Genomic DNA, 23,054 nt, shown 5'->3' with positions numbered 1-23,054 from the left:
GCGTGGGAAAGTATGTCTGTCCGTCGACTAGCCGAAGACCAGTTTCAGCCGCCGGCATTCGCCTTCAATGAGGAGAATGCGGTCTGGGCCGAGGCAACGATCAGGAAATATCCTCCTGCTCGGCAGCAGTCTGCCGTGATCCCTCTGCTCATGCGTGCGCAGGAGCAGGATGGATGGGTCACCAAGGCCGCCATCGAGCATGTCGCCGATCGGCTGGAAATGCCGCTGATCCGCGTGCTCGAAGTGGCGACGTTCTATACCCAGTTCCAGCTGAAGCCGGTCGGTACGCGCGCCCATGTTCAGGTCTGCGGTACGACGCCCTGCATGCTGCGCGGCGCCGAGCAGTTGATGGACGTCTGTCGTCACAAGATCCACCATGATCCCCTCACGCCCAATGCGGAAGGCACGCTGTCCTGGGAAGAGGTGGAGTGTCAGGGCGCCTGCGTGAACGCACCGATGGTCATCATCTTCAAGGATGCCTATGAGGATCTGACCTCTGAGCGGCTCGAAGAGATCATTGATGCCTTCGAGGCCGGACGTGGCAGCGAAATCCAGCCAGGTCCGCAGATCGACCGAGCCTTTTCGGCGCCTGAAGGCGGTCCGTTGACGCTGCTGGACGAGATCAAGCCTGTTCGCACCAATCTGGAGCCGCAGCCGGCACCGGAGGGCGAAGTCACGGCAGCGGGTGCTCCCGACAATGCTGGGCGCCACAAGGATACTGCACCGGAAACGGATGCGTCGCTGAAGACGCCAGTTACCGATAAGGAAGGCGCTAAGACCCAGGCCAAGGCGGCGGAAACTGGCCCTTTGTCGGCGACGATGAAGAGCGAGCCGGATCCGAAAGTTGCCGGAGGCGCCGGCGAAGGCGCGCCAGCCGAACCTGGCACCGTATCCGGCGACTTGAAGCAGAAGCGTGCACGTAAGAAGACGTCGGCCGAAGACGGAACGGCTTGATGAACATGAATTCTTGTGCGGCCGGATCGAAAACCCGCATAATGGCTAGCAATGTCCGACTGAGCTTGTCGGCAGACCCTTGGAACAGATCATGCTAAACGATCAGGATCGTATCTTTACCAATATCTACGGTCTCAAGGACAAGTCCCTGAAGGGCGCCATGAGCCGTGGGCATTGGGATGGCACCAAGCAGATCATCGAGAAGGGCAGGGACTGGATCATCAACGAGATGAAGGCTTCCGGTCTTCGCGGGCGTGGTGGTGCAGGCTTCCCGACAGGCCTCAAATGGTCCTTCATGCCGAAGGAGTCGGACGGCCGTCCGCATTATCTCGTCGTCAATGCAGACGAGTCGGAACCTGGCACCTGCAAGGACCGCGATATCATGCGCCACGATCCGCATACGCTGATCGAAGGCTGCGTCATTGCCGGTTTCGCCATGGGCGCCCACACAGCCTATATCTACGTACGCGGCGAATACATGCGCGAACGCGAGGCGCTGCAGGCGGCGATCGACGAGTGTTACGATGCTGGTCTTCTTGGCGGGAACAACAAGAACGGCTGGGACTTCGACATCTACGTGCATCACGGTGCCGGCGCCTATATCTGCGGCGAAGAAACGGCTCTGCTGGAAAGCCTCGAAGGTAAGAAGGGCCAGCCGCGCCTGAAGCCTCCGTTCCCGGCGAATATGGGCCTCTACGGCTGCCCAACGACGGTCAACAATGTCGAATCGATCGCAGTCGCGCCGACCATTCTGCGCCGTGGCGGTGGCTGGTTCGCCGGTATCGGACGTCCGAACAATGTCGGCACAAAGCTGTTCATGATCTCGGGCCACGTCAACAAGCCTTGCACGGTCGAGGAAGCCATGGGCATTCCCTTCCGTGAGCTGATCGAAAAACATGCCGGCGGTATCCGCGGCGGATGGGACAATCTCCTCGCAGTCATTCCCGGCGGCGCTTCCTGCCCGATCATCCGGGGCGAGGACATGGACGATGCGATCATGGACTTCGACGGCATGCGCGACAAGAAGTCGTCCTTCGGCACGGCGGCGATCATCGTCATGGACAAGTCGACCGACGTGATCAAGGCGATTGCCCGGCTTTCCGCCTTCTTCAAGCACGAAAGTTGCGGCCAGTGCACGCCTTGCCGCGAAGGCACAGGCTGGATGTGGCGCGTGATGGAGCGCATGGTAAAGGGCAATGCCCAGAAGCGCGAGATCGACATGCTGCTACAGGTCTCCAAGCAGATCGAAGGTCACACGATCTGCGCTCTCGGCGACGCAGCTGCATGGCCGGTGCAGGGCCTCATCCGCAATTTCCGCGATGAGATCGAAAAGCGCATCGACCAGTACACTTATAATTCGACGTCGCATGGCGCCGTCATGGAAGCGGCGGAGTAGAGCAGTTGGCGGGGGCTCGGGGGCAGATCCGGCCGAGTGACCAGGCTGGCAAGGCGAATTCGCTGTTGAAGGGCAAGGATTGATCTCCGGTCGGCGACTGCGGGATGAACGAAGGACGTAAGTGAGACGATGGTTAAGCTGAAGGTTGACGGCAAAGAGGTCGAAGTTCCGGATCATTTCACGCTGCTTCAGGCATGCGAGGAAGCCGGCGCCGAAGTTCCGCGCTTTTGTTTCCACGAGCGTCTTTCGGTCGCGGGCAATTGCCGCATGTGCCTGATAGAGGTGAAGGGCGGCCCGCCGAAGCCGGCCGCCTCCTGCGCCATGGGTGTGCGCGATGTCCGCGGCGGCCCGAACGGCGAACTGCCGGAAGTTTTCACCAATACGCCGATGGTCAAGAAGGCCCGCGAAGGCGTGATGGAATTCCTGCTGATCAACCATCCGCTGGATTGCCCGATCTGCGACCAGGGTGGCGAATGCGACCTGCAGGACCAGGCCATGGCGTTCGGCATCGACAGCTCGCGCTATACGGAAAACAAGCGCGCCGTCGAAGACAAGTATATCGGCCCGTTGGTGAAGACGGTGATGAACCGCTGCATCCATTGCACACGCTGCGTCCGCTTTACCACTGAAGTTGCAGGCATTTCCGAACTCGGCCTGATCGGTCGAGGTGAAGATGCAGAGATCACGACCTATCTCGAACAGGCCATGACGTCCGAGCTCCAGGGCAACGTAGTCGATCTCTGCCCGGTCGGCGCGCTGACCTCGAAGCCGTTCGCCTTCACCGCCCGTCCGTGGGAACTCGGCAAGACAGAATCGATCGACGTCATGGACGCTGTCGGTTCGGCCATCCGCGTCGATACGCGTGGCCGCGAAGTGATGCGCATCATGCCGCGCGTCAACGAGCAGGTGAACGAAGAGTGGATTTCCGACAAGACCCGCTTCATCTGGGACGGCCTGAAGACCCAGCGTCTCGACCGGCCTTACGTCCGCAGGAACGGCCGGTTGACCGCCGCTACCTGGGGCGAAGCGTTTGGCGCCATTAAGGCTGCCGTCTCGGCAACCTCCGCTGCCAAGATCGGCGCGATCGCCGGCGATCTAGCCGCCGTCGAGGAAATGTATGCCCTGAAGGAGCTGATCCGTTCGCTCGGATCGGATAATCTCGACTGTCGCCAGGACGGGACGGCGCTCGATCCGTCGCAAGGCCGCGCAAGCTATATCTTCAACCCGACGATCGAAGGCATCGAACAGGCTGGCGCGCTCCTTCTCATCGGCGCTAACCCGCGCTTCGAGGCAGCGGTGCTAAATGCCCGCATCCGTAAGCGTTTCCGGTGCGGCAACTTCCCGATCGCCGCCATCGGCGACGTGAGCGATCTGCGCTATCCTTATGAATATCTTGGCGCTGGCACCGATACGCTGTCGGACCTCGCGGCTGGGCGCCTCGGCTTTGCCGACACCATGCGCGGCGTCAAGAACCCGATGATCATCGTGGGGCAGGGGGCACTTGCCCGGCCCGATGGTGCGGCCATTCTTGCTGCCGCAGCAAAGCTTGCCGGTTCCGTCGGCGCGATTACCGCCGAATGGAATGGCTTCGGCGTTCTCCATACGGCGGCGGCTCGCGTGGGCGGTCTCGATCTCGGCTTCGTGCCCGGTGCCAATGGCGTCAATGCGGCCGACATGCTGACTGGCATGGACGTTCTCTTCCTGCTCGGCGCCGACGAACTCGATTTCTCGAAGAAGAGTGCGGGCTTCACCGTCTATATCGGCAGCCATGGCGATGCCGGTGCCCACCATGCGGACGTCATCCTGCCGGGCGCGACCTATACGGAAAAGTCGGGCACCTGGGTCAATACAGAAGGCCGTGTCCAGATGGGCAGCCGCGCCGGGTTTGCGCCGGGCGAAGCACGCGAAGACTGGGCCATTCTGCGCGCCCTGTCGGACGTGCTCGGCAAGCGGCTCCCCTTCGACTCGCTACCGGCCCTGCGTGCCAGGCTCTATGCGGATTACCCGCATTTTGCGGCACTCGACGAGATCACACCCGGTTCCGTAGACCAAATTGCGACACTCGGACAAAAAGGCGGTGAGATGTCGAAGTCCGTGTTTGCTTCGCCGATCAAAGACTTCTATTTGACGAACCCGATCGCACGCGCTTCGGCAGTGATGGCCGAATGCTCGTCCTTGGCCCGCAACAATTTCCAGGCTGCGGCGGAGTAATATGAACATGGACTCGTTCTTCTCGACCTATGCCTGGCCGGCAATCGTCATGATCGCGCAGTCGCTGCTGCTGCTGGTCTGCCTTCTGATCTTCATCGCCTATATTCTTCTGGCAGACCGCAAGATCTGGGCAGCCGTTCAGTTGCGCCGCGGCCCGAACGTGGTTGGTCCTTTCGGCCTGTTCCAGTCCTTTGCCGACCTTCTGAAGTTCGTCTTCAAGGAGCCGATCATTCCGGCTGGCGCCAACAAGGGCGTCTTCCTCCTCGCTCCCCTGGTGTCGGTGACGTTGGCACTGGCCACCTGGGCGGTCATTCCGTTCAACCCCAACTGGGTGATCGCCAACATCAATGTCGGTCTGCTCTACGTGTTTGCGATTTCCTCGCTGGAAGTCTACGGCATCATCATGAGCGGCTGGGCATCGAACTCGAAATACGCTTTCTTAGGCGCGCTTCGCTCGGCTGCACAGATGGTGTCCTACGAAGTCTCCATCGGTTTCGTGATCGTGACCGTGCTGCTCTGTGTTGGATCGCTCAACCTGACGGATATCGTCAACGCCCAGCATACGGGCCTTGGCACGATGATGGGGCTGCCCAGCTCATTCCTCGACTGGCACTTCATCCCGCTCTTCCCGATGTTCGTGGTGTTCTTCATTTCGGGCCTTGCCGAAACCAACCGTCCTCCCTTCGACCTTCCGGAGGCGGAATCGGAACTGGTCGCCGGTTACATGGTCGAATATTCCTCGGCGCCGTACATGATGCTGATGCTCGGTGAATATGCCGCCATCCTGCTCATCTGCTCGCTGACCAGCATTCTCTTCCTGGGCGGCTGGCTTCCCCCGGTGGACTTCTGGCTGATCAACTGGGTGCCGGGCATTATCTGGTTCATTCTCAAGGTTGGGCTGATCTTCTTCGGCTACGCCATGGTCAAAGCCTTCGTGCCGCGCTACCGCTACGACCAACTGATGCGACTCGGCTGGAAGGTCTTCCTTCCGCTGTCGCTGGCAATGGTCGTCATCACCGCATTCGTGCTGAAGCTGACGGGTTGGGCTTGATCATGGCCCACCTCGCTTACGGCCACACTGGAGAATAAAGATGGCTAGTCTTACCCAGACCGTCAACTCGCTGTTCCTGAAGGAATTCGTCAGCGCATTCTTCCTGTCGATGCGTTATTTCTTCAAGCAGAAGGCGACGATCAACTATCCTTTCGAAAAGGGGCCGATCTCGCCGCGCTTTCGTGGTGAACACGCTCTTCGCCGCTACCCGAACGGGGAAGAGCGCTGCATCGCCTGCAAGCTGTGCGAGGCGATCTGTCCCGCCCAGGCCATTACCATCGAAGCCGGTCCGCGCCGCAATGACGGCACGCGCCGCACGGTGCGTTACGATATCGACATGGTGAAGTGCATCTATTGCGGCTTCTGCCAGGAGGCTTGCCCGGTCGATGCGATCGTGGAAGGCCCGAATTTCGAATTCTCGACCGAGACGCGCGAAGAGCTTTACTACGACAAGGAACGGCTGCTGGAAAACGGCGACCGCTGGGAGCGGGAAATCGCCCGCAACATCACGATGGACGCGCCTTACCGTTGAGGCGTATCCGGGCGGCGTCGCGCCGCTCGACAGGGACTGAATATTCCGGTGCATGTCCATGCGCCGGATTCTGACGGAAAGGGGCGGGGCGCTCCTGTTCCGAGAGGCACGAAAAGGCACCACGATGGGTCTGCAGGCTATCTTCTTCTATATCTTCGCGTTCGTCGCGATCGCATCGGCGTTCATGGTCATCTCGGCCAAGAACCCGGTCCACTCGGTGCTGTTTCTCATCCTGGTCTTCTTCAATGCCGCGGGCCTGTTTCTGCTGACGGGCGCCGAATTCCTGGCGATGATCCTGCTGGTCGTCTATATCGGCGCCGTTGCGGTGCTGTTTCTCTTCGTGGTGATGATGCTCGACATCGACTTTGCGGAGCTTCGTTCGGGCGTTCTGCAATATGCGCCGATCGGCATCCTCGTCGGCCTCATCGTGGCGGCAGAACTCATCGTCGTGATCGGTGGCAGCGTGCTCACCCCGCAGGCTGCGCAGTCGATCACCATGCCCATTCCGAACCCGGCGCAGCGGACCAATACCGCCGCCCTGGGCGACGTGCTCTACACGAACTACGTCTATTTCTTCCAGATCGCCGGCATGATCCTGCTGGTGGCGATGATCGGCGCGATCGTGCTGACACTTCGCCATCGCCAGCATATCAAGCGTCAGGATATCTCGCGCCAGGTGGCCCGGACGCCGGCAACGGCCGTCGAGGTCGTCAAGGTCAAATCAGGCCAGGGCCTCTGAAGCGGGCATAAGGAACAAGAATATGGAAATCGGTCTTTCCCATTACCTCACGGTCAGCGCCATCCTCTTCACGCTCGGCATTTTCGGGATCTTCCTGAACCGCAAGAACGTCATCATCATCCTGATGTCCGTCGAGCTCATCCTGCTTGCCGTGAACCTGAACATGGTGGCCTTCTCCTCCTTCCTGAACGACATCGTCGGCCAGGTGTTCGCATTGTTCATTCTGACCGTCGCCGCTGCCGAAGCCGCCATCGGTCTTGCAATTCTCGTCGTCTTCTACCGCAACCGTGGCTCGATCGCGGTTGAAGACGTCAATATGATGAAGGGCTGATCGGGTTATGATCTACAAGGCAATCGTCTTTCTTCCCCTGATCGGCTTCCTGATCGTCGGCCTTTTTGGCCGCTCGATCGGTTCCAAGGCATCCGAATATGTCACCAGCGGCCTGATGATCATCGCTGCCGTCTTGTCCTGGATCGTGTTCTTCAACGTCGCGATCGCACATGGCGAAGCAGGCGAAGTGATTAAGGTGCCGGTGCTACGCTGGATCCAGTCCGGCGGCATCGATGTCGAGTGGGCCTTCCGCGTCGATACGCTGACGGCGATCATGTTCGTCGTGGTCAATTCGGTCTCGACGCTCGTGCATATCTACTCGATCGGCTACATGCACCACGACCCGCATCGGCCGCGCTTCTTCGCCTATCTGTCGCTCTTCACCTTCGCCATGCTGATGCTGATCACGTCGGACAATCTGGCGCAGATGTTCTTCGGCTGGGAAGGCGTGGGCCTTGCGTCCTATCTGCTGATCGGCTTCTGGTACAAGAAGCCCTCCGCGTCGGCTGCGGCGATGAAGGCCTTCATCGTCAACCGCGTTGGCGATTTCGGCTTCATTCTCGGCATTTCCGGCCTGTTCGTGCTGTTCGGCTCGATCAACTTCGAGACCATCTTTGCGGCAGCCGCCAATTACCTGCCGAAGGAAGGTGCCGCCGATGCCACGCAGGCGGTCATCAACATCTTCGGCATGCACCTGGACAAGGCGCAGGCCGTAACGGTCGTCTGCCTGCTGCTCTTCATGGGCGCTATGGGCAAGTCGGCGCAGTTCCTGCTGCACACCTGGCTTCCGGACGCGATGGAAGGCCCGACGCCTGTTTCAGCGCTGATCCACGCCGCGACCATGGTTACGGCCGGCGTCTTCCTTGTCGCCCGCATGTCGCCGATCTTCGAACTGTCGCCCAACGCCCTTCTTTTCGTGACGATTATCGGTGCCATTACCGCATTTTTTGCGGCGACCGTCGGCCTGGTGCAAAACGATATCAAGCGCGTCATCGCCTACTCGACCTGCTCGCAGCTGGGCTACATGTTCGTGGCGCTCGGCGTCGGGGCCTATGGCGCGGCGATCTTCCATCTGTTCACGCACGCCTTCTTCAAGGCGCTGCTGTTCCTCTGCGCCGGTTCGGTCATCCATGCCGTCGATGGCGAACAGGACATGCGCCACATGGGCGGCCTGCGTCCGCACATCAAGATCACCTTCGCCATGATGATGATCGGGACGTTTGCGATCACCGGCGTCGGTATTCCCTTTACGCCGATCGGCTTTGCGGGCTTCTTCTCCAAGGACGTGATCATCGAGGCGACCTATGCCTCGCATTCGCCGGCCTCGGGCTTCGCCTTCACGCTGCTCGTCATCGCGGCGATGTTCACCAGCTTCTATTCCTGGCGGCTGATCTTCCTCACGTTCTTCGGCAAGCCGCGGGCAAGCCATGACGTGATGCACCATGTGCATGAATCGCCGAGCGTCATGCTGGTTCCGCTCTACATCCTTGCCATCGGTGCGGTCGTGGCGGGCTTCGTCTTCGAAGGCATGTTCTACGGCGAAGAATATATGGAGTTCTGGAAGGGTGCGCTCTTCACGTCAGAGCACAACGAGCTTCTGGCCGAGTTCCATCACGTTCCGGTATGGGTGGGCCTGAGCCCCTTCGTCGCCATGCTGATCGGCTTCGTGACCGCCTGGTACTTCTACATCAAATCGCCGGAGACGCCGAAGCGTCTCGCGGCCTCGCAGCGGGTGCTCTATGAATTCCTGCTCAACAAGTGGTATTTCGACGAGCTCTACGACTTCCTCTTCGTGCGTTCTGCCAAGGCACTCGGCCGCTTCCTGTGGAAGAAGGGCGACATCGCCGTCATCGACGCTTATGGCCCCAACGGCGTTGCCGCCCGCGTGGTCGATGTTACAAACCGGGTTGTGAAACTGCAGTCCGGCTACCTTTATCACTATGCCTTCGCCATGATGATCGGTATCGCAGCCCTGGTCACCTGGATGATGCTTGGGAGCTCCATGTAATGACCGACTGGCCCATTCTCTCGACGGTCACCTTCCTGCCGCTGGTCGGCGTTCTGCTTCTCCTGTTCATGAACGGGGAGGGGGCGAACGGCCGCCGCAACGTCCTGAACATATCGCTGCTGACGACGGTCGCCACATTTGTGGTGTCGTTGTTCGTGTGGATCGGCTTCGACAATTCGAATGCCGGCTTCCAGATGGTCGAGAAGCATGACTGGCTCAACACCGGTATCGCCTACCATCTCGGGGTGGACGGCATCTCCATGCTGTTCGTCATCCTGACGACCTTCCTCATGCCCTTCTGCGTGCTGGCGAGTTGGGAAGCGGTAGACAAGCGTATCAAGGAATACATGATCGCCTTCCTGCTTCTGGAAGTGGTCATGGTCGGCGTCTTCGTCGCCCTCGATATCGTGCTCTTCTACGTCTTCTTCGAAGCGACGCTGATCCCGATGTTCGTGATCATCGGCGTATGGGGCGGCAAGGACCGCGTCTATGCGTCCTACAAGTTCTTCCTTTACACCCTGGCCGGCTCGGTTCTGACCATGCTTGCGATCATGGCCATGTATTGGCAGGCCGGTACGACCGACATCACGGAACTGCTGAAATTCGGCTTCCCGGCCGGCATGCAGACCTGGCTGTGGCTCGCCTTCTTCGCAGCCTTCTCGGTGAAGATGCCCATGTGGCCGGTTCATACCTGGCTGCCCGATGCGCACGTGCAGGCACCGACCGCCGGCTCCGTCATTCTGGCCGGCGTCATGCTGAAGCTCGGCGGCTACGGCTTCGTCCGTTTCTCGCTCTCCATGCTGCCGCTGGCATCGGAGCATTTCGCGCCCTTCGTCTTTACGCTCTCCGTGCTTGCCATCATCTACACCTCGCTGGTGGCGCTGATGCAAGACGACATCAAGAAGTTGATTGCCTATTCCTCCGTTGCCCATATGGGCTACGTGACCATGGGCATTTTCGCGGCCAATACGCAGGGCCTGCAGGGCGCGTTGTTCCAGATGCTGTCGCACGGCATCGTATCCGGTGCGCTCTTCCTCTGCGTCGGCGTCGTCTATGACCGGCTGCACACCCGTGAAATCTCGGCCTATGGCGGCCTCGTCAGCAACATGCCGAAATATGCCGTCGCCTTGATGGTTTTCACCATGGCCAATGTCGGGCTGCCGGGCACTTCCGGCTTTATTGGGGAATTCCTGACGATCATCGGCGTCTTCCGCGTCAACACCTGGGTGGCGCTGTTTGCGGCTACCGGGGTCATCCTGTCGGCCTCCTACGCTCTGTGGCTCTATCGCCGGGTGATCTTCGGCCCGCTGGAGAAGGAAAGCCTGAAGTCGCTGCTGGATCTTTCGAACCGCGAAAAGCTCATTCTCTATCCGCTGCTCGTTCTGACCATCTTTTTCGGCGTCTATCCGGCTCCGGTCTTCGATGCGACCGCTGCCTCGGTAGACCTCGTGGTGAACAACTATACCGCAGCCCTGCAGGCGGCGAAGAACCTTGCACTGAATGTGCAGTGAGACGGGACAAGATTAGACATGACCGCTGAACTCCTCTCTCTCAGTCTGCACCTCTCCATGCCGGAGGTTATCCTGGCGGTTGGCGCTCTTGCGCTTCTGATGATCGGCGTGTTCACCGGCGAAAAGTCGGCGCCTTTGGTCACCGGTCTTGCGGTGGCGCTGCTGGCCGTCGCGGCGCTCTGGCTGGTTTTCTCTCCGGCAAGTGGCGAAGCCTGGGGCGGGGCCTTCATGCTTGATCCTTTCGCCCGCTTCATGAAGGTGCTGGCGCTGATCGGCTCTATCGTCGCCATCGCCCTGTCCTTCGGTCAGGCCCGCTTCCTGCAACTCGACAGCTTCGAGTTTCCGGTCGTCCTGGTGCTGTCGACGCTCGGCATGATGGTGCTGATTTCGGCGAATGACCTGATCGCCTTCTATCTCGGCCTCGAATTGATGTCGCTTTCGCTTTACGTCGTGGCGGCGTTCAACCGGGACAGCATCCGCTCGACGGAAGCCGGCCTCAAGTATTTCGTACTCGGCGCGCTGTCGTCGGGCATGATGCTCTATGGCATGTCGCTGGTCTACGGCTTCACAGGCAATACGGGCTTCGACGAAATCGCCAAGGTTCTCTCCACCGAAACCCGCGGGCTCGGCCTCATCTTCGGCATGGTTTTCGTGCTCGCCGGTGCCTGCTTCAAGATCTCCGCCGTGCCGTTCCATATGTGGACGCCCGACGTGTACGAAGGCGCGCCGACCCCTGTCACCGCCTTCTTCGCGGCCGGTCCCAAGGTTGCCGCCATGGCGATCCTGGTGCGCGTCGTCTCGGAAGCCTTCTCGCCGATCGTTGCCGACTGGCGCCAGATCATCGTTTTCGTATCGATCGCGTCCATGCTGCTCGGTTCGTTTGCCGCGATCGGCCAGCGGAACATCAAGCGCCTGATGGCCTATTCCTCGATCGGCCACATGGGCTTTGCGCTGGTCGGTCTCGCTGCAGGCTCGGAAACGGGCGTATCGGGTGTCGTGCTCTACATGACCATCTACATGATCATGACACTCGGAACCTTCGCCTGCATTCTAGCCATGCGCCGTCCTGACGGGCTTTATGTCGAGAGCGTAGACGATCTTGCAGGACTTTCGTCCACCAAGCCGTTCATGGCGGTGATGCTGACTGCGCTGATGTTCTCGATGGCCGGCATTCCGCCGCTCGCCGGCTTCTTCGCCAAGTATTTCGTGTTCGTCGCGGCTATCCAGGCAAAGCTCTATGCGCTGTCGGTCATCGGCGTTCTGTCATCGGTCGTCGGCGCCTATTACTACCTGCGCATCGTCAAGCTGATGTGGTTCGACCAGCCAACAGGCGAGTTCGCGCGCACCGGCGGCATGCTGAAGCTGGTATTCGGCCTGTCCGGCCTGTTCGTCATCGCCTATGTGGTGATCGGCGGGCCGATCGGCAGTGCGGCACAAGCCGCAGCAAAGTCCTTCTTCTGAGGATGGCAGTTGGTCGGAACGGGCGGTTCTCATTGGAGGCCTTCCGCCATGAGTCGCTGTCCGAAGTCGGCTCCACCAATAGCGAATGTCTCGCCCGCGCTCGCGCGGGCGATTCCGGTTTGTTATGGGTGACGGCGGACCGCCAGACGGCCGGGCGAGGCCGCCGTGGGCGCTCCTGGATGTCGGAGCCTGGCAATCTATACGCCTCGTTGCTGATGCTCGACCCGGCACCGCCGCATCTGGTGGGCTCCCTTCCGCTCGCCGTAGCTGTAGCCGTGCATGGCGCTATCCGGTCGGTTCTTCCGGCCGGCGCTCCTGCGCTTGAAGTGAAATGGCCGAACGACATTCTGATCGGCCGCGCCAAGACCTGCGGCATCCTGATCGAAGGCGAGATCATGCCGAATAGTCGCCATGCGCTGGTCGTGGGCATCGGCATCAATATTCAGCACATGCCCGACAATGCGCCTTATGGGGTAACGCGTCTTGCCGACCATCGTGCCGGTGTTTCGGCGCAAGAGGTTTTCGCACATCTTTACAGGGAGATGGCGGAGGTTCTGGAGCTTTGGAACGAAGGGCAGGGAACCCGGGAGGTGACCCGGCGTTGGCGCAGCATAGCCTGCGGCATTGGGGAAAACATCACCGTCAACCTGCCGGAGCGGTCGCTTGTCGGGCGATTTGCCGGTATCAATGACGATGGCTTTCTGCAATTGGAAACAAAAGACGGCATTATGTTGCCCATTGCGGCGGGTGACGTATTTTTTCACGGATCGGAATAAGTAGCGAATGGCAAACCAAGAAGAACTGGTGTTTCTTCCCCTCGGCGGCGTGGGCGAGATCGGCATGAACCTCGCCCTTTACGGCTACGGCGCCCAAGGAAAGCGCCAGTGGATCATGGTGGATTGTGGCGTGACCTTTCCGGGGCTGGATCTGCCGGGCGTGGATCTCGTGCTGCCGGACATCCGCTTTCTCAAAGCGGAGCGCAACAACCTCAAGGCCATGATCATCACCCATGCCCATGAGGACCATTACGGCGCGATGAACGATCTGTGGCCGGGTCTGAACGTTCCCGTCTACGCATCGCCGTTTACGGCCGGCATGCTCGAGGCCAAGCGCAACTACGAAGGCGGTAGGGCCAATATTCCGGTGACCATCTTCAAAGCTGGGGACCGCATCGAAGTGGGTCCTTTCAGCATCGAGGCGGTCGGCGTCAATCACTCGATCCCTGAGCCCATGTCGCTGGTGATCCGCACGCCGCTCGGCACTGTCGTGCATACGGGCGACTGGAAGATCGACCATGCCCCGTCGCTTGGCCCGCTGACCGACGAAGACCGGTTCCGCAAGATCGGTGACGAAGGCGTTCTAGCGTTGATGTGCGACTCGACCAACGCCCTGCGCGAAGGCGTATCGCCTTCCGAAGAGGAGGTGTCCGAAGGCCTGCGGAAGGTCATCGAAGCCGCAGAAGGCCGCGTCGCCGTCACGACCTTCTCTTCCAATGTGGGCCGTATTCGCTCCATTGCCGAGGCCGCGCAGGCTGCCGGTCGCGAAGTCCTGCTGCTCGGCAGTTCCCTGAAGCGTGTCGTCGCCGTGGCGCGGGACCTCGGGATCATGGAAGGCCTGAAGCCGTTCATTGCCGAGGACGAATACGGCTACATTCCGCGCGACAAGATGGTGGTGATCCTGACGGGAAGCCAGGGCGAGTCCCGGGCGGCGCTTGCCAAGATTTCCCGTGACGAGATGCGCCATGTTGCGCTGTCGGCAGGCGATACGGTGGTGTTTTCGTCGCGCACGATCCCTGGCAACGAGAAAGGCATCATCGAGATCAAGAATGCCCTCATCGAGCGGGGCGTGAAGATCATCACCGACACCGATGCGCTGGTACACGTCTCGGGTCATCCCCGCCGCAACGAATTGCTGAAAATGTACGAGTGGACCCGGCCGCAGATTCTGGTGCCCGTGCATGGCGAAGCCGCTCACCTGACGGCGCAGGCGGCGCTTGGCGCGTCGGCCGGCATCCAGAGCATTCCGCGTGTTCGCAACGGCAATATCCTGAGGCTCGCGCCCGGACCGGCAGAAGTCATCGGCGACGCTCCGCATGGCCGCATATTCAAGGATGGCAAGCTGATCGGTGACATGGAGGAGATGGGGATCAATGATCGCCGCAAGCTCTCCTATGTCGGCCATGTCTCGGTCAACGTGCTGCTCGACAGCCGCTTTGACTTCCTTGGCGATCCGGATCTCGAAGCCTTCGGCCTGCCGGAGCTCGACCACGAGGGGGAAGAGATGGAGGATACGCTGTACGACGCCGTTCTCGGGGCAGTCGAGAGCATCCCACGGGCGCGCCGCAAGGATCTTGAGACGCTGCGGGAGGCAATTCGCCGTGCCGTGCGTTCGACGGCCAATGAAGCCTGGGGCAAGAAGCCGATCGTCACGGTTTTCGTGACCCGCGTGTAAGGCACAGGACTGGGCCCTGCCCGTCGTTTCTGCAAGAGACGATGGGCCGAGCGAGACATGTCGGGTGAGGGCGCTGCGCCACGCGCCTCTGCAAAAAATGTCGCAGAAAACCGCTGCACACTTTTGCCCTCACATGCTCTATAAAGTCAGTCTCTCAACAGGATCCGCACCATGCCGCTGCTGACGGTTGCCGCCATCTTCTTCGTTCTCTGGTGGACTGTGCTTTTCATCGTCCTGCCGCTCGGCTACCGCAGCCAGGCAGAAGATGGGGAGATTACGCTGGGGACAATTGAAAGCGCGCCTGCCCGTTTTCGGGGTGGAAGAGTGCTGCTTCTGACGACAGTAATTTCGGTGGTGCTCTATGGGGGCTACTACCTCCTCTCCAGCTACTTTGGAGTGGGCGTCGCGAATATCCCAAATATCGTGCCGAGTTTCGACTAGCGACACCAGGCTTTCTTGGGCTTCCGTCATGCGGATGTCATCAAAATGAGGCATGCAGCGGTACAGCAAATTGAGCCGCGAATTAGCCGCTTCAAAAGGCAAAAAAAAACAAGGCGGTGAAGCCTTGTTTTTCCAGTTTCGCGTGATCCTTAACCGTTGCCGGGGCTGCGACATAAGCGCGCCTAAGATCTGATCCTCCCAAGACTTTACCGCGATTGGCAAGAATTTAACCTCCTTGCCTCTTTTGTGAGCCAAACCTAGCTCAAAGGTTGTGCTTTGTCATGCGATTTTTTTGTATTTTTGTGACACTCGCGTAAAATATTTCGATTGGGGAAAAATCGGTTGTTCTGCCACGATTTTCCCGCTTTTCGAGCGGTGGTCGTTGCCGCTGTTGTGAAACAGAGACGTTGGCATAGAATAGTAGCGGGTTCCCTTGAAGGTGCGGAACGGCTATGAACGCACGCTAACCTGCCCTCCAGAACGGCCGATTCTCACACAGAAACGCCGGCAACCTCGGAAAACAAGAATGCGCCTTTCCCGCTATTTCATGCCCATTCTCAAGGAGAATCCCAAGGAGGCGGAAATCGTCTCGCACCGGCTCATGTTGCGCGCAGGGATGATCCGCCAGCAGAGCCAGGGGATCTATTCCTGGTTGCCGCTCGGCAAGAAGGTTCTGGACAAGGTCTGCGGCATCGTTCGCGAGGAGCAGAACCGTGCGGGCGCCGTCGAGCTTTTGATGCCGACGCTACAGTCGGCCGAGCTTTGGCAGGAAAGCGGCCGCTACGATGCCTATGGCAAGGAAATGCTGCGGATCAAGGACCGGCAGGACCGGCCCATGCTCTACGGTCCGACCAACGAGGAAATGATCACGGACATCTTCCGGTCCTACGTCAAGTCCTACAAGAACCTGCCGCTCAACCTCTATCATATACAGCTGAAGTTCCGAGACGAGATCCGCCCCCGTTTCGGCACGATGCGCTCGCGCGAGTTCCTGATGAAGGACGCCTATTCCTTCGATCTTACCAAGGATGCTGCCGTCCACGCCTACAACAAGATGTTCGTGGCCTATCTGCGCACGTTCGACAGGCTCGGCCTGCGCGCCATCCCGATGCGTGCCGATACAGGTCCGATCGGCGGCAACCACAGCCACGAATTCATCATCCTGGCGGATACCGGCGAATCCGAAGTCTACAGCCATAAGGACTTCGTGAATTTCGACATCCCTGCCGTCGACACCGATTTCGATGACGTTGCCGGGTTGCAGGCGATCTTCGAGAAATGGACATCCGTCTACGCCGCGACCTCCGAGATGCACGACGAAGCCGCTTTCGATGCGATTCCCGAGACGGATCGGCTTTCGGCGCGCGGCATCGAGGTCGGGCATATCTTCTACTTTGGGACTAAATATTCCGAGCCCATGGGCGCCAAGGTGCAGGGACCTGACGGTAAGGAGCACCTTGTTCACATGGGCTCCTACGGCATCGGCCCGACGCGTCTTGTCCCGGCCATCATTGAAGCATCGCATGACGAAAACGGCATTATCTGGCCAGCTTCTGTTGCGCCATTTGACGCCGTGATCATCAACATGAAACCGGGCGACGAAGCCTGCGATCGGATTTCCGATAGCCTTTATGCGAGCCTCGGCAATGCTGGCAAGGACGTACTCTACGACGACACTGACGAGCGGGCAGGCACGAAGTTTGCGACGGCGGATTTGATCGGCGTGCCAGTGCAGATCATCGTCGGGCCGCGGTCTGCTGCCAGCGGCGAGGTCGAAATCAAGGACCGGAAGACCGGCGCGCGCGAAACCATGACGGCAGAAGCAGCGCTGAATCGCATCCTCGGCTGATGGCGCGCGCCGTTGCCTCCGAATGGACGCAAAGGCGCGCTTAAGCCTCTATAGCTGTGTATCTACCCGGTGCCGAAACGGTGGCGGAGTGGCATGCGCCAGTCTGGCGACAGGTGCGGCAGGCATATGAACCGGTGGCGGATTGTGTTCCGCCTTGCGTGTGAGGAAGCGTAAATGGCGAGCGTCGCAGCAAGTGGTGAGACGGAGAAGGCTGCACGGACGAAAGCGGCCGGCGCGTTTTCAGCCTTCGAACGCATGGTCGCCTGGCGCTATCTGCGGTCGCGCCGCAAGGAGGCCTTCATCTCCGTCATAGCCGGCTTCTCCTTTGTCGGCATCATGCTGGGTGTTGCTACCCTCATCATCGTTATGGCGGTGATGAACGGTTTCCGCACAGAGTTGATCTCGCGCATTCTCGGTATCAACGGCCACATGATCATCCAGCCGATCGACGCGCCGTTCAACGATTATGCCGAACTGACCAAGAAGTTTGCAGCTGTGCCGGGTGTGCGGATGGCGCTACCGCTCGTGGAGGGCCAGACGCTGGCATCCGGGCGCGGTGGTGCTGGATCCGGTGCTCTGGTTCGCGGCGTGCGTCCCGAGGATCTCGAGAAGCTCAACGAAGTGTCTTCGAACATCAAGTCCGGCGATATCGTGGGCTTTGCCTCGGGGCAAGGGGTGCTGGTCGGTTCGCGGCTTGCGGCCCAGCTCGGCCTCTCGGCCGGCGACCAGATCACGCTGATCTCGCCGGAAGGCGACGTGACACCGATGGGCGTCAACCCGCGGGTCAAATCCTATCCGGTTTCCGGTATTTTCGAGATCGGCATGTCGGAGTACGACGCGACGATCATCTACATGCCGCTGGAGGAATCCCAGAACTACTTCAATGCGGACGGTATCGTTCAATCGATCGAGCTTTTCGTGGACGATCCGGACGCGGTGGACGACCTGCGTCCGCTCATCGAGACTGCGGCCGGCCGGCCGATCTTGGTTACCGATTGGCGGCAGCGAAACCAAACCTTCTTCTCGGCACTTCAAGTGGAGCGGAACGTGATGTTCATGATCCTGACGCTGATCGTGCTGGTGGCCGCGCTCAACATTATTTCGGGTCTCATCATGCTGGTGAAGGACAAGGGCAGCGACATCGCCATTCTTCGCACCATGGGGGCAGGGTCCGGCGCCGTCATGCGTATCTTCTTCATGACCGGCGCTGCGATCGGCATTGTCGGCACGATTGCCGGCGTGCTTCTCGGCGTACTGGTCTGCCTCAACATCGAGTCGATCCGGCAGTTCTTCTCCTGGCTCTCGGGTACGGTGCTGTTCAATCCGGAACTCTATTTCCTGAGCGAACTCCCGGCCGAAATGAGCCTGAGCGAGACATTGTCCGTTGTCGGGATGGCTCTCGTGCTCTCCTTCATCGCCACCATTTTCCCGGCCTGGCGTGCCTCGCGGCTCGATCCGGTCCAGGCTCTCCGCTACGAATAGATTGAGGTTCATATGCCACGCAAACCCGTTTTGCAGCTTTCGGGCGTAGAGCGTCACTATGGTCAGGGCGAAACCACGCTTTCGATCCTGAACGGTGCAGATTTCGAGCTGAATAGCGGCGAGATCGTCGCGCTGGTTGCCCCGTCCGGGACGGGCAAATCGACGCTCCTGCATCTGGCGGGGCTGCTCGAGCATCCGGACGCCGGCGAAGTCACCATGAGGGGGCGTGCCTGCAACGGCCTGTCCGATGACGAGCGGACCGCAATCCGCCGCAACGAAATCGGCTTCGTCTACCAGTTTCACCACCTGCTGCCCGAGTTTACGGCGTTGGAAAACATTATGATGCCGCAGCTCATTGCAGGGCTCACCAAGGCGGAAGCTGCGGAACGCGCCGGTCAACTGCTCGACTACATGCGGATCGGGCATCGCGGCGACCATCGGCCGGCAGAGCTTTCCGGAGGTGAACAGCAGCGCGTGGCGATAGCTCGGGCGGTCGCCAATGCCCCGCGGGTGCTGCTGGCCGACGAACCGACCGGCAATCTCGACCCGACGACAGCGTCCTATGTCTTCGATGCACTGGAGGCCCTAGTGCGTCAATCCGGCCTCGCGGCCCTGATCGCAACCCACAACCACGATCTTGCCCAGCGCATGGACCGCCGCATTACAATCGAGGGCGGCAAAGTCGTCGAGATGTAGGATGCTGGGTGGCTCGCCACCCATTATTGCCCGCGCCACGTCGCGGATGCACGACCCAGACATCCATTGATCTCCATAAGAAGATTACCCGCGCCCGGCCCGCATAAGAGCGGTGGGGTAGGTCTCACGTCATTGCTCTCTCTCTTAACCATAATCGACCCCGTGATATTCTCCTTCTGTTCTCCTTGTTGACTTCCGGACAAATAGAGAACAAAATAAAAACATACAAGAACGGGAGACGACAATGACTGACCTGCTTCGTGACATTGCTGCATTCGCTTCCATCGCCACATTCGTCGCTAGCCTGTCGATGATCGTGCTGGTGATGTAGCGTCTGACCGAAACCGTTAAGAACGGAATTCGCAGCTGGACTCTCCGGTGCCCGCGCCCGAAAATGACCCGATTCATGAGATGGGTGTGGCGTGGACATGGCAGCGATTTTGGATGACAGGCAGGCGGTAGAAAAGCTGGGGAAAGCCCCGCAATTCGTGCATCTGCGTGTTCATTCCGCTTATTCCCTTCTCGAAGGAGCGCTGCCGCTCAAGAAGATCCTCTCCAAAGCAGTGTCGGACAGTCAGCCGGCGCTTGCCATAACCGACACCAACAATCTCTTCGTCGCCCTGGAATTTGCTCAGAAGGCGATCGGCGAAGGTCTGCAGCCGATCATCGGCTGTCAGCTTTCGATCGACATGGAGGACCAGGGTGAGGAGCGGCGAAATGGCCAGCAGCAGCTCGTCAAGCTGCCGGCGATCGTGCTTCTGGCCGCCAATGCCGTCGGCTATGAACGGCTGGTGGATCTCGTCAGCCGTGCCTATCTGAGTGGCGAGGGACATACTTCCATACATGTTCGCCGCTCGTGGTTGGAGGACGGCGGTATGGAAGGGCTGATCGCGCTCACGGGCTCCGTAGGCGGCCCGGTCGATATTCCTCTGAAGGACGGCAATGGGACGCTGGCGGAGGCGCGGCTGCTGACGCTGAAGCGGATTTTTGGTGATCGGCTTTATATAGAACTGCAGCGGCACGGGGCCTATGACCGCCGCCTCGAGCAGAGACTTGTGGCGCTGGCCTACCAGCACGACGTGCCGCTGGTTGCGACCAACGAAGCCTTTTTTCCCACGAAGGCGGATTATGACGCGCATGATGCGCTGATGGCGGTGGCGCATAATGCGATCGTCTCGGACGACCGGCGCTTCCGCCTGACGCCCGATCACTACATGAAAAGCCAGGCCGAAATGGCGAAGCTTTTCGCAGACTTGCCGGAGGCGCTTGAGAACACGGTCGAGATCGCGCATCGCTGCTCCTTCGTGCTGCAGACGCGCAGCCCGATCCTGCCGCGCTTCACCGGTGCATCCGCCGATCCAGAGGAGGCCGATCGGGCCGAATCCGCGGAACTGCGCCGTCAGGCAGTCGAGGGGCTGGAAGAGCGTATCGCGACCCTGGGTATGACGGTGGGCTACACTGAGCAGGATTATCGCGAGCGACTGGATTTCGAGCTCAGCGTCATCGAGAAGATGAAATTCCCGGGCTACTTCCTGATCGTTGCCGACTTCATCAAATGGGCAAAGATGCAGGGCATTCCGGTCGGTCCCGGTCGTGGATCCGGTGCTGGTTCGCTGGTCGCCTATGCGCTGACCATCACCGATGTCGATCCGCTGCGCTTCTCTTTGCTGTTCGAACGCTTCCTCAACCCCGACCGCGTGTCGATGCCTGACTTCGACATCGACTTTTGCCAGGACCGCCGCGAAGAGGTGATCCGCTACGTGCAGCAGAAATACGGCCGCGAGCAGGTGGCGCAGATCATCACCTTCGGTTCGCTGCAGGCGCGCGCGGCATTGCGGGACGTCGGCCGCGTTCTCGAAATGCCCTATGGCCAGGTCGACCGGATCTGCAAGCTGGTGCCCAACAATCCGGCCAATCCGACGCCGCTGTCGAAGGCGATCGAGGACGAACCGAAGTTCCAGGAGGAGGCGGATAAGGAGCCGGTGGTCGCGCGTCTGCTCGACATCGCCCAGAAGATCGAGGGGCTCTACCGGCACGCCTCGACCCATGCCGCCGGCATCGTGATTGGGGATCGGCCGCTGTCGAAGCTCGTTCCGATGTACCGGGACCCGCGTTCCGACATGCCGGTCACGCAGTTCAACATGAAGTGGGTCGAGCAGGCCGGGCTCGTCAAGTTCGACTTCCTTGGCCTGAAGACCTTGACGGTGCTGAAGACCGCCGTCGATTTCTGCCGCAAGCGCGGTATCGAGATCGACCTCACCAAGATCCCGCTGGACGACACCAAGACCTATGAAATGCTGGCCCGCGGTGAAACTGTCGGGGTGTTCCAGGTGGAAAGTGCCGGCATGCGCAAGGCGCTGATCGGCATGAAGCCCGACTGTATCGAGGACATCATTGCCCTGGTGGCGCTCTATCGCCCGGGGCCGATGGAAAACATTCCGACATACAATGCCCGCAAGCACGGCGATGAGGAGATCGAGTCGATCCATCCGATGATCGACCATCTTCTGAAGGAGACGCAAGGGGTCATCGTCTACCAGGAGCAGGTGATGCAGATCGCCCAGGTCCTGTCGGGCTATTCGCTCGGCGAGGCCGACCTGTTGCGCCGCGCGATGGGCAAGAAGATCAAGGCGGAGATGGACCAGCAGAGCGAACGCTTTGTCGGTGGCGCCATCAGGAACGGCGTCTCCAAGCCGCAGGCTAATAACATCTTCGAATTGCTGGCCAAGTTCGCCAATTACGGCTTTAACAAGTCGCATGCGGCCGCCTATGCGATCGTCTCCTATCAGACGGCCTTCATGAAGGCGCATTACCCGGTCGAGTTCCTAGCTGCGTCGATGACCTACGACATGGCAAACAGCGAAAAGATCAACGACTTTCGCGAGGATGCCGGCCGTCTCGGCATCAAGGTGATCCCGCCTTCGGTGCAGACCTCCTTCCGCCATTTCGAGACGGGCGATAACAAGATCTATTACGCGTTGGCGGCGCTGAAGGGTGTCGGCGAAGCGGCTGTCGAGCACATCGTCGCCGTGCGCGGCGATACGGTGTTCGCCAGCATCGAGGATTTCTGCCTGAGGATCGATCCGAAGCAGATCAACCGTCGCGTCATGGAAAGCCTGATCTGCGCCGGTGCCTTCGACTGCTTCGGGCGGGATCGGTCAGAGCTTATCGCCGGCCTTGACCGGATCATCGGTTATGCACAGCGCGCGCAGGGCGAAAAGACCAGCGGGCAGCACGACATGTTCGGCTCATCTTCCGCATCTGGACCGGAAACGCTGGTTTTCCCGGCCTTCGACCCATGGATGCCTTCGGAAAAGCTGATGCGGGAATATCAGGTTCTCGGCTTCTATCTGTCAGCCCATCCGCTCGACGCCTATGCAAACGTGCTTGCCAAGATGCGGGTGCAAACCTTTGCGGATTTCTCGGGCGCCGTCCGGCAAGGGGCAACGGCGGGGCGTCTCGCCGGCACGGTGACCGGCCGACAGGAGCGCAAGACACGCACCGGCAACAAGATGGGCATCGTAACCTTCTCGGATTCGTCCGGGCAGTTCGAAGCGGTTCTGTTTTCGGAGGGCCTTGCGCAATACCGGGATCTGCTAGAGCCCGGCAAGTCGCTGGTCATCACCGTGCAGGCGGAAGAGCGGCCGGAAGGAATCGGTTTGCGCATCCAGACCGCCCAGTCGCTGGAAGAAAAATCGGTCCAGATGCAGAAGGCTTTGCGCGTCTATGTTCGGGATTCCGGCCCGTTGAAGGCGGTGACACGCCATCTCAACGCCAAGGGGGATGGGCTGGTATCCTTCGTCATCATTAAGGACGACGGCAAGCGCGAGATCGAGGTGGAGCTGACGGAGAAATATCGCATTTCGCCGGAAATCGCTGCAGCGCTGAAGACAGCGCCGGGGGTTCTCGATGTGGAGCTCGTTTGAGCTCCACCGGATTGG

General features: G+C 60.0%; 17 protein-coding genes. All 17 read left to right on the top strand.

Features of this window, described 5'->3' with window-relative positions:
* The first annotated feature begins 12 nt into the window (after window positions 1-12).
* The 17 genes from nuoE to dnaE all read left to right on the top strand — a co-directional run bounded on the left by nuoE (window position 13) and on the right by dnaE (window position 23,039).
* Entirely contained in the window at window positions 13-954 is a 942-nt protein-coding gene (nuoE, locus tag EPK99_RS09650; protein WP_128442814.1) for an NADH-quinone oxidoreductase subunit NuoE, read from the top strand.
* 91 nt (window positions 955-1,045) lie between these two features.
* Window positions 1,046-2,350, top strand: coding sequence for an NADH-quinone oxidoreductase subunit NuoF (nuoF, locus tag EPK99_RS09645; protein ID WP_128442813.1), 1,305 nt, complete (start codon window positions 1,046-1,048; stop codon window positions 2,348-2,350).
* Between the two features lie 129 nt (window positions 2,351-2,479).
* The gene (nuoG, locus tag EPK99_RS09640; RefSeq protein WP_128442812.1) at window positions 2,480-4,561 is read left to right on the top strand and encodes an NADH-quinone oxidoreductase subunit NuoG; all 2,082 of its coding nucleotides are present in this window, start codon (window positions 2,480-2,482) and stop codon (window positions 4,559-4,561) included.
* A 7-nt stretch (window positions 4,562-4,568) separates the two neighbouring features.
* Window positions 4,569-5,612, top strand: a complete 1,044-nt coding sequence (gene nuoH / locus EPK99_RS09635; RefSeq protein ID WP_128443387.1) for an NADH-quinone oxidoreductase subunit NuoH — start codon at window positions 4,569-4,571, stop codon at window positions 5,610-5,612.
* Between the two features lie 40 nt (window positions 5,613-5,652).
* Entirely contained in the window at window positions 5,653-6,144 is a 492-nt protein-coding gene (nuoI, locus tag EPK99_RS09630) for an NADH-quinone oxidoreductase subunit NuoI (protein ID WP_128442811.1), read from the top strand.
* Window positions 6,145-6,268: 124 nt separating this feature from the next.
* The gene (locus tag EPK99_RS09625; RefSeq protein ID WP_128443386.1) at window positions 6,269-6,883 is read left to right on the top strand and encodes an NADH-quinone oxidoreductase subunit J; all 615 of its coding nucleotides are present in this window, start codon (window positions 6,269-6,271) and stop codon (window positions 6,881-6,883) included.
* A 22-nt stretch (window positions 6,884-6,905) separates the two neighbouring features.
* On the top strand, window positions 6,906-7,214 hold the full coding sequence (nuoK, locus tag EPK99_RS09620; RefSeq protein WP_128442810.1) for an NADH-quinone oxidoreductase subunit NuoK: 309 nt from the start codon (window positions 6,906-6,908) through the stop codon (window positions 7,212-7,214).
* Window positions 7,215-7,221: 7 nt separating this feature from the next.
* On the top strand, window positions 7,222-9,222 hold the full coding sequence (gene nuoL / locus EPK99_RS09615) for an NADH-quinone oxidoreductase subunit L (RefSeq protein WP_128442809.1): 2,001 nt from the start codon (window positions 7,222-7,224) through the stop codon (window positions 9,220-9,222).
* On the top strand, window positions 9,222-10,733 hold the full coding sequence (locus EPK99_RS09610; protein WP_128442808.1) for an NADH-quinone oxidoreductase subunit M: 1,512 nt from the start codon (window positions 9,222-9,224) through the stop codon (window positions 10,731-10,733). Before nuoL ends, EPK99_RS09610 begins: the two co-directional genes overlap by 1 nt.
* An 18-nt stretch (window positions 10,734-10,751) precedes the next feature.
* The gene (gene nuoN, locus EPK99_RS09605; protein WP_128442807.1) at window positions 10,752-12,194 is read left to right on the top strand and encodes an NADH-quinone oxidoreductase subunit NuoN; all 1,443 of its coding nucleotides are present in this window, start codon (window positions 10,752-10,754) and stop codon (window positions 12,192-12,194) included.
* Between the two features lie 2 nt (window positions 12,195-12,196).
* Window positions 12,197-12,970: a biotin--[acetyl-CoA-carboxylase] ligase gene (locus tag EPK99_RS09600; RefSeq protein WP_128442806.1), complete on the top strand. Its 774-nt coding sequence runs from the start codon at window positions 12,197-12,199 to the stop codon at window positions 12,968-12,970.
* 7 nt (window positions 12,971-12,977) lie between these two features.
* Complete coding sequence (locus EPK99_RS09595) at window positions 12,978-14,645, top strand: ribonuclease J (protein ID WP_128442805.1); 1,668 nt, start codon at window positions 12,978-12,980, stop codon at window positions 14,643-14,645.
* Window positions 14,646-14,816: 171 nt separating this feature from the next.
* The gene (locus EPK99_RS09590) at window positions 14,817-15,086 is read left to right on the top strand and encodes a DUF1467 family protein (protein WP_128442804.1); all 270 of its coding nucleotides are present in this window, start codon (window positions 14,817-14,819) and stop codon (window positions 15,084-15,086) included.
* A 526-nt stretch (window positions 15,087-15,612) separates the two neighbouring features.
* Complete coding sequence (proS, locus tag EPK99_RS09585) at window positions 15,613-16,935, top strand: proline--tRNA ligase (protein WP_128442803.1); 1,323 nt, start codon at window positions 15,613-15,615, stop codon at window positions 16,933-16,935.
* 174 nt (window positions 16,936-17,109) lie between these two features.
* A complete protein-coding gene (locus EPK99_RS09580; RefSeq protein WP_128442802.1) occupies window positions 17,110-18,417 on the top strand; it encodes a lipoprotein-releasing ABC transporter permease subunit in 1,308 nt (435 codons plus the stop codon).
* A gap of 12 nt (window positions 18,418-18,429) precedes the next feature.
* Window positions 18,430-19,113 carry an ABC transporter ATP-binding protein gene (locus EPK99_RS09575; protein WP_128442801.1) on the top strand — a complete coding sequence of 228 codons (684 nt, stop codon included), beginning with the start codon at window positions 18,430-18,432 and terminating at the stop codon, window positions 19,111-19,113.
* A gap of 428 nt (window positions 19,114-19,541) precedes the next feature.
* Entirely contained in the window at window positions 19,542-23,039 is a 3,498-nt protein-coding gene (gene dnaE / locus EPK99_RS09570) for a DNA polymerase III subunit alpha (protein WP_128442800.1), read from the top strand.
* The last annotated feature ends 15 nt before the right edge of the window (window positions 23,040-23,054 follow it).

It is taken from the genome of Neorhizobium lilium (assembly GCF_004053875.1).
In the GTDB taxonomy this organism is placed as follows: Bacteria; Pseudomonadota; Alphaproteobacteria; order Rhizobiales; family Rhizobiaceae; genus Neorhizobium; species Neorhizobium lilii.
Note: the sequence above shows the minus strand (reverse complement) of the source record. Positions and strands in the feature narration are given on the sequence as shown.

Excerpts from the sequence above, each read along its gene's own strand:
- nuoE (WP_128442814.1), top strand. The coding sequence starts at position 13 with ATGTCTGTCCGTCGACTAGCCGAAGACCAGTTTCAGCCGCCGGCATTC.
- nuoF (WP_128442813.1), top strand. The coding sequence starts at position 1,046 with ATGCTAAACGATCAGGATCGTATCTTTACCAATATCTACGGTCTCAAG.
- nuoG (WP_128442812.1), top strand. The coding sequence starts at position 2,480 with ATGGTTAAGCTGAAGGTTGACGGCAAAGAGGTCGAAGTTCCGGATCAT.
- nuoH (WP_128443387.1), top strand. The coding sequence starts at position 4,569 with ATGGACTCGTTCTTCTCGACCTATGCCTGGCCGGCAATCGTCATGATC.
- nuoI (WP_128442811.1), top strand. The coding sequence starts at position 5,653 with ATGGCTAGTCTTACCCAGACCGTCAACTCGCTGTTCCTGAAGGAATTC.
- EPK99_RS09625 (WP_128443386.1), top strand. The coding sequence starts at position 6,269 with ATGGGTCTGCAGGCTATCTTCTTCTATATCTTCGCGTTCGTCGCGATC.
- nuoK (WP_128442810.1), top strand. The coding sequence starts at position 6,906 with ATGGAAATCGGTCTTTCCCATTACCTCACGGTCAGCGCCATCCTCTTC.
- nuoL (WP_128442809.1), top strand. The coding sequence starts at position 7,222 with ATGATCTACAAGGCAATCGTCTTTCTTCCCCTGATCGGCTTCCTGATC.
- EPK99_RS09610 (WP_128442808.1), top strand. The coding sequence starts at position 9,222 with ATGACCGACTGGCCCATTCTCTCGACGGTCACCTTCCTGCCGCTGGTC.
- nuoN (WP_128442807.1), top strand. The coding sequence starts at position 10,752 with ATGACCGCTGAACTCCTCTCTCTCAGTCTGCACCTCTCCATGCCGGAG.
- EPK99_RS09600 (WP_128442806.1), top strand. The coding sequence starts at position 12,197 with ATGGCAGTTGGTCGGAACGGGCGGTTCTCATTGGAGGCCTTCCGCCAT.
- EPK99_RS09595 (WP_128442805.1), top strand. The coding sequence starts at position 12,978 with ATGGCAAACCAAGAAGAACTGGTGTTTCTTCCCCTCGGCGGCGTGGGC.
- EPK99_RS09590 (WP_128442804.1), top strand. The coding sequence starts at position 14,817 with ATGCCGCTGCTGACGGTTGCCGCCATCTTCTTCGTTCTCTGGTGGACT.
- proS (WP_128442803.1), top strand. The coding sequence starts at position 15,613 with ATGCGCCTTTCCCGCTATTTCATGCCCATTCTCAAGGAGAATCCCAAG.
- EPK99_RS09580 (WP_128442802.1), top strand. The coding sequence starts at position 17,110 with ATGGCGAGCGTCGCAGCAAGTGGTGAGACGGAGAAGGCTGCACGGACG.
- EPK99_RS09575 (WP_128442801.1), top strand. The coding sequence starts at position 18,430 with ATGCCACGCAAACCCGTTTTGCAGCTTTCGGGCGTAGAGCGTCACTAT.
- dnaE (WP_128442800.1), top strand. The coding sequence starts at position 19,542 with ATGGCAGCGATTTTGGATGACAGGCAGGCGGTAGAAAAGCTGGGGAAA.